At 38.0% G+C, this 5,901-nt stretch carries 9 protein-coding genes and 1 pseudogene; 1 reads left to right on the top strand and 9 read right to left on the bottom strand.

The window, feature by feature from the left end; all coding sequences use genetic code 11:
• Positions 1–499: 499 nt before the first annotated feature.
• The 7 genes and pseudogenes from E4U82_RS19035 to E4U82_RS19000 form a co-directional block, all read right to left on the bottom strand.
• On the bottom strand, positions 500–697 hold the full coding sequence (locus tag E4U82_RS19035; protein WP_135111823.1) for a hypothetical protein: 198 nt from the start codon (positions 695–697) through the stop codon (positions 500–502).
• 452 nt (positions 698–1,149) lie between these two features.
• A pseudogene (locus E4U82_RS19025) lies at positions 1,150–1,544 on the bottom strand (VOC family protein).
• A 173-nt stretch (positions 1,545–1,717) separates the two neighbouring features.
• Positions 1,718–2,068 carry a hypothetical protein gene (locus E4U82_RS19020; protein ID WP_135111821.1) on the bottom strand — a complete coding sequence of 117 codons (351 nt, stop codon included), beginning with the start codon at positions 2,066–2,068 and terminating at the stop codon, positions 1,718–1,720.
• A 50-nt stretch (positions 2,069–2,118) separates the two neighbouring features.
• Complete coding sequence (locus tag E4U82_RS19015) at positions 2,119–2,298, bottom strand: hypothetical protein (protein ID WP_135111820.1); 180 nt, start codon at positions 2,296–2,298, stop codon at positions 2,119–2,121.
• A 787-nt stretch (positions 2,299–3,085) separates the two neighbouring features.
• Positions 3,086–3,445 carry a hypothetical protein gene (locus E4U82_RS19010; RefSeq protein ID WP_135111819.1) on the bottom strand — a complete coding sequence of 120 codons (360 nt, stop codon included), beginning with the start codon at positions 3,443–3,445 and terminating at the stop codon, positions 3,086–3,088.
• Between the two features lie 85 nt (positions 3,446–3,530).
• Positions 3,531–3,779 (bottom strand): DUF2651 family protein, encoded by a 249-nt coding sequence (locus E4U82_RS20720; protein WP_135111818.1) that lies wholly within the window; start codon positions 3,777–3,779, stop codon positions 3,531–3,533.
• A 161-nt stretch (positions 3,780–3,940) separates the two neighbouring features.
• Positions 3,941–4,144 (bottom strand): hypothetical protein, encoded by a 204-nt coding sequence (locus tag E4U82_RS19000; protein WP_135111817.1) that lies wholly within the window; start codon positions 4,142–4,144, stop codon positions 3,941–3,943.
• A gap of 868 nt (positions 4,145–5,012) precedes the next feature.
• Between E4U82_RS19000 and E4U82_RS20085 the strand changes: the two genes are divergently transcribed.
• On the top strand, positions 5,013–5,381 hold the full coding sequence (locus E4U82_RS20085) for a hypothetical protein (RefSeq protein ID WP_167751500.1): 369 nt from the start codon (positions 5,013–5,015) through the stop codon (positions 5,379–5,381).
• A 22-nt stretch (positions 5,382–5,403) separates the two neighbouring features.
• On the opposite strand, the gene E4U82_RS18995 is transcribed toward E4U82_RS20085, so the two are convergent.
• Positions 5,404–5,703 carry a TIGR04104 family putative zinc finger protein gene (locus E4U82_RS18995; protein ID WP_135111816.1) on the bottom strand — a complete coding sequence of 100 codons (300 nt, stop codon included), beginning with the start codon at positions 5,701–5,703 and terminating at the stop codon, positions 5,404–5,406.
• Between the two features lie 14 nt (positions 5,704–5,717).
• On the bottom strand, positions 5,718–5,901 hold a 184-nt coding region (locus tag E4U82_RS20205; protein ID WP_209300612.1), incomplete at its 5' end, for a hypothetical protein.

Genomic DNA, 5,901 nt, shown 5'->3' with positions numbered 1-5,901 from the left:
CAAGCCATATTTTCAATTATTTACCATCTCCCTATGCCCTGTTATGACAGGGATACAGTACATTCTCAGTCCGCTCAAGCTTTGAGAAAACTGGAAATTTATACTGTAATTCGTAAACTTATGCTAGCCCCGTACATTCGGAAGTTTGTCAGTTCCCTTTCGTGAGAACATTCTCACCATATCCAGTTTTTCAGCCGCGCGGCATATCCGTCGGTATACCTTCTCCAATGGAGTGGCTTCAGCCTTCGTTCTGCCGAATCACCTGTGCTTCATACCCCAAAGCCTGTCTGCCTTGATGCATGCAGGATTTGTTGACGGGATGGTTTCAGGAAACATGGTCCCATCATTCCCATCCTCCGTTGTAACGTTAGAATTCAATAAAATTCCCCGCATGTTCACGCCTCAAAGCGTTTATAGCGGAACTTGTCGCGCGCGCCCGTTTGCTTAAAATACTGTATTGTCAATGTTTGTTTAAGCTAATATCTGGTAATGACCAAAATTACCTTTCCTTTGATTTCCACTTTGTGTAAAGCACATAAATAGCGTTCCCAATCGTTAAAATTATTGCTGCTGTTAAAAGACCAAGCATTAGATATATATTATAATCAAATATTAAAAACAAAATAGTTGCCACAACAAATGCCCCCCAACCTCCGATAGCAAAACGCCACGGATGTTCTTTATTATTAAATAGCATAATAATTTACCCCCCCTTATTTGTTCTGCATAATGGCCCTACAATAGCAATTTAGGCGCTGTCCTTTGTTCCGGATTAGCGCCCGTTAATTCAATAATTATTTTTTATTTTTTATGAATGCAACTAATCCAATGCTACATAGCACCAAACCAACTAACATTAACGAATGTATGAAACCATTCAGAATTGGAACATATTCACCAGTCAAATTTTGGTTTTGATATAACACATTAACTAATGTGTACGCTAAAGGCGTGCTTATCAATATAATGACTATCCCTAAAGTAAAATAGGCTAGGTGCTGATTCATAAATCAATCCCCCCCCTTTCAAATCACTTTTCAAGTTAACATTCCATTTATTTTCGAATCCGTATTCCATTATTAATTGGCCTACAATTGCTAGTTAGTCACTTATGTTTGTTCCACAACAGCGCCCTTTTGTCGCAAACTGTTAAGGTGCGACAAGTTCTACTTTTATTCTGTCTGGATCTTCAAAATAAACGGCGTAATGGTCATCTCCCCCAGCGAATGGATGCTGCTTTGTATAAAGTATAGTAATTCCTTTATCTTTTAATTTCTTATTCATATCATCGACGTGTTGGCGCGAGTCCGCGTGAAGAGCTAAATGATTTAACCCTGTTCTACATCTATGATATGGAACATCAAGAAATCGCTCTTCTGTTTGAACAAAAACTATGTAAGTATCCCCTATTTTCCAACTTTGTCCACCTTTCCATTTTTGAAAAGGTTTATACCCTAATTCTTCAAGATACCAACCCCAAAAATCAATTGATCTTCTAAATCGGAAACATATATCTCAATATGATGAAGTAATCCTTTTGACAAGAATAACCATCCTCCCCTTTATTCCGTTCTTGCGCTCGATCATATTGCGGAATTAAATGAATGGCAAATTTTAACCTTTACCTTTGTATTCAATTTTTGGCGCTAATGCTTATTCCTGTGCACCCTTTTGCGTAAACCTGTGATAACCAAAAGAAGCTGGTTTAGTTTGTGAGTTATTCTTTTAAGTAAGCCCTATGAATATTTAATGCTGCTTCAAAATTTCCTTGTGACTTATCATAATCAATCCATTGACGATCATCTTCACTATAAGCAACTGGGTCCCCAAAATAGTTATAAGTTAGTGGCTGTTCTACTATCAATTCTATGTCTTCACCTAACAAATCGTTTTCTGAACTCACAGCAACATCGAACATCTTCTTCTCCTTTTCAGAAAGAGATTCTTCTTGATCATGACATATTTCACCCCAAAAATCTTCATGTAGCTCTTTCATGCTTGGTAGAAAATATTGTTGAAAATCTCTCAATAGATTTTGAGTTTTCAGATGAATTACTTCCAAAACCATAGGTATAGATAGGTCTTCACGTAATTGTTGTTGGTTATGTTCTAATTCTGTTATCTCAAAAACGTGTTCATTGTTAAGTGATGAATGAATGAAAAGTTTTTTCCAAGTGTAAAAAACGTATAAGTGCTGTACAATCCTTCCGCTACGAATACATTCTTAATCCGCTTATGAAAGCTGTTCATATTATTTTTTGATTTTTGCATTTTACTTTTCTTACACTTCTTTGCCATAACAGTTTCTCCTCAGAAGTTTAAATATCAAAGGACATACAACCTATCAAAAATGACTAAAATGCTTCTTCCAGCCCAGCTATAAAGCACCTAATACACCCATCATAACAAAAGCCAGCAGTTTAATCATTTTCCTCTTGTGTTGCTCCATAACTGCGCTCTATTGTGGTATAGTAAGATCAAGCCTTTTAAGCTAACATGGCCGTTTACTGAACAATGATTTGTACTATTTGTTGTTAAATTAATGCTCAGTTTAAAGGAGCCAAATAATTCCTCATTAATTACAGTATAAATGATAGCAATATGTTATAATAAAATACAATAGACTGGCTTCGCATGAGGGGTTTGGTAGCACTGTCGATCTGCCGTTAGTCTTCGTTGGGAGACTTCCCAGGGAGGGAGGTGCTTGCCAATGGACATTGTTAGTGCACTAACGCTGATGATATCCTTTGGGATGTTGGTGGCGTTTATTATGTCTGACAAAAACCATAAAAAATAACCCCTCCTATGCGTTTGAACGGCGCTGAGGGATTATTTTTTCCTTTTGCTGCCTAACCCCTCTTGATGGGGTTCGGTCTATTGCGACCGCTCCATGTAACAGCATGGGCGGTCTTTATTAGTGTATGCACTTATAATCTTTCTATGTTTATTATACCACGAAATCAAAATTTGTACACATTGATCTTTTTCACCATCACTTCGACTTGCTTACGATATCTTTTGTCTTTATTCACACAAAATACCCTATATCCAAAACTGACGCCGATCATTAATCAAGGATTGCGCCCTATAGCCGAATAATGATATTTGAAATTATTCCAAAAATTACCGAACATACTATTATAAATATTGTTTGTATGCAAATAAGTGATTTTACCAAGTCATAACCCAATGTATTTGCCATATTTTTTGCAGCTTTTAAATTGATTGGCACAAAGTATAAAGAAAACAGAAGTCCTCCCGAAAGTGAAATACTTATATAAACCAGTAATGGGTTAGTGGTTATATTTTCCACTGCCCCCCCAATGATGAAGAAAGGAACACCAGCCCATATAAAAAAGGTTGGAATTAACAAAACCAATGCCATTATTACTAACATAAAGTTCTTTTTGAGCGACTTTAAATAACTGTGATAATAAACATTCATCGTTGAAACCCCTTGATATTTAATTCTTCTAAAGGCGCCTTTTTATTCAAGGAAAGCGCCCGTTTGGTTTAGATATAAGGTATTTTTAGGTTGGCTTTTTTGAAGATAATAATTTACCAATTAATCCAGATAAAAATGATAATAATGTATACAAGACTGCCCAAAACCAGAATGTGGAATTAAATACCGTGAAGATTGCAATAACTCCAATTATCGCAATTATTATCGGTGTTATATAAATATTCTTAAAGATATAATATCCAAGAGCACCCATTATAAGAGAAACAGCCGGAAAAACAAATATAATAGATATGATAAACTGAGCTGAATTCATAGCCTATAACTTCCCCCTCTCCACATACGATTCAATTATGGGATTCCCTGTAACAACTTCGATTCACAAATAATTGTTCCTGATTAGCACCGTTAATTCAATGATTACTTTTTCCGCAACAGCGCCCGATTGCGGAAAATTTTAAAAATCAAAAGATATTTTTAATTACCATTCAAAAACTTCTCATATGCTCTTGAAGTGATTAAAGATATTATGTTGAGTCCTACAAACGAGGCAATCCCTACAACAAGTAAATAAATTGCTGTATTTGGCTTTGGATTATCTACAATAAAAAAAGCGATTAAAGTAAAAATTAGAGATAACCCGATTGCCTTTAACACTGTATTTTTTCTTGTTTTTCGCATCCAAATCCCTCTCATCATCTTATTAAGCATATTTTAATATTACCAGAAAACAACCATCTTTTTTCAGCAATATGGCCCGATGAGGCAATAAGGCGCAAAGCTTATTCCGTGAAAGTTAGCAATAGGTAAGCCTTTGAAATTATCTCCAGCTTTTCCCCTGCTCCACATGGAGCATGCAGGTTTCCCCGCACTCCACGCTCCATCTAACGATATGTAATAAATGATAAGTTCCTCGTCAACTTCAGACAAGAGGAAAACTATTGCCCAAACAGAAAACTCTTGCCTTGAAGCTCGCACTGTGGAAAATCCCACGTTCCTACCCGATCGGTGCGATAAACGCTTGGAAAACCATCGTTCCATTCGCTAGACTTGGGGCTGTTCCTCCACTTCCATTACAGAAGATTCATAGGTCGTACCCCTACCTTCACAAGGATAAATACCTTTCGGCATATGCCTTATAGTACCGTTTCGGATGACAGTCCTTGTTTCAAACGTCCCTTGCTTCCCAAGTCCCTTACAACGTAGCTATCCATACTGGACGTAGGTGCTTCCTTTAAGCCTGTGAGCTGGATACCGCCTTTGTTCGGTATAGCGTATTTCAGAGGGCGCATTTTTACTCTACACCACTCACGTCATCGTTGGATGACACATAAGTTTCCCTATGTTCAAACTCTAGACCCGTACATTCGGAAGTTTGTCAGTTCCCTTTCGTGAGAACATTCTCACCCTATCCAGTTTTTAAGCCGCGCGGCATATCCGTCGGCATACCTTCTCTCATGGAGTGGCTCCAGCCTTCGTTCTGCCGAATCACCTGTGCTTCATACCCCAAAGCCTGTCAGCCTTGACGCATGCAGGATTTGTTGACGGGATGGTTTCAGGAAACATGGTTCCATCATTCCCATCCTCCGTTGCAAAGTTGAAATTTATTATTACAATTCCCCGCATGTTCACGCTCCAAAGCGTTTATAGCGGAACTTGTCGCGCGCGCCCGTTTGAGGAAGATTATCTCTCACGTTTTCTTTTAAAAAAATTTGACGTAATCAGCATTATTATACCAATAACAATTAAGGGGATCGATAAAGCTGCTAATAAATCTGGGGCGCCTGAAATCCCTAATATCGTCTTATTAAATGCAATTCCAAAGGCAAAGACCCAAATTCCTATGAATGCAATCACTTTTCCAGTTCGGTTAAACCTCCTTGAAAACCTCTATCGCCCCCTTTCTTATCCCAGATAGGCGCCCGTTAGCGGCAGAATCATTAAAAAAGAGGTTCCTCCTCATTAGATAATTCAACAAAGAATGGATTTATTATAAATACAAGCGGTAATAAACCTAAAAGGGCGAATACGGCAATATAAGAAGGACCAAAGAAAAGATTACCTAACATTATTAAGGCGACTATTATAAAAGGAATTACAGTACTTCTTTTTCTCATACGCGCAGTTAGATATTGTTTTTCACCACAATAAGGACACGTCATCCCACCGGTTAATGTAAAGGACTTTTTAAAAGTCTGTCTCCAGTTCCATTTATTGGTGCAGTTCTGACAAGTTGGCATTTAGATCACCCCTTTTAAATTACATACCCTGAATTGGGCGAAGTGTTTCTTACGTTAAAGTCAGCAATAGGTAAGCCTTTGAAGTTATCTCCAGCTTTTCCTCCAGGTAGAAGGGCCACCCAATTGGTGGCCTCAACCCCCACAGAACCCGGCGTGCAGATTTCCCGCACCGGGCTCTTCAGAAATGGTTTCACAGCC

Source organism: Lentibacillus salicampi (assembly GCF_004565465.1).
Lineage (GTDB): Bacteria > Bacillota > Bacilli > Bacillales > Amphibacillaceae > Lentibacillus > Lentibacillus salicampi.
Note: the sequence above shows the minus strand (reverse complement) of the source record. Positions and strands in the feature narration are given on the sequence as shown.

Coding starts and splice junctions, on each gene's coding strand:
- E4U82_RS19035 (WP_135111823.1), bottom strand. CDS start 697: ATGCTATTTAATAATAAAGAACATCCGTGGCGTTTTGCTATCGGAGGT.
- E4U82_RS19020 (WP_135111821.1), bottom strand. CDS start 2,068: ATGGTTTTGGAAGTAATTCATCTGAAAACTCAAAATCTATTGAGAGAT.
- E4U82_RS19015 (WP_135111820.1), bottom strand. CDS start 2,298: ATGGCAAAGAAGTGTAAGAAAAGTAAAATGCAAAAATCAAAAAATAAT.
- E4U82_RS19010 (WP_135111819.1), bottom strand. CDS start 3,445: ATGAATGTTTATTATCACAGTTATTTAAAGTCGCTCAAAAAGAACTTT.
- E4U82_RS20720 (WP_135111818.1), bottom strand. CDS start 3,779: ATGAATTCAGCTCAGTTTATCATATCTATTATATTTGTTTTTCCGGCT.
- E4U82_RS19000 (WP_135111817.1), bottom strand. CDS start 4,144: ATGCGAAAAACAAGAAAAAATACAGTGTTAAAGGCAATCGGGTTATCT.
- E4U82_RS20085 (WP_167751500.1), top strand. CDS start 5,013: ATGGTTTCAGGAAACATGGTTCCATCATTCCCATCCTCCGTTGCAAAG.
- E4U82_RS18995 (WP_135111816.1), bottom strand. CDS start 5,703: ATGCCAACTTGTCAGAACTGCACCAATAAATGGAACTGGAGACAGACT.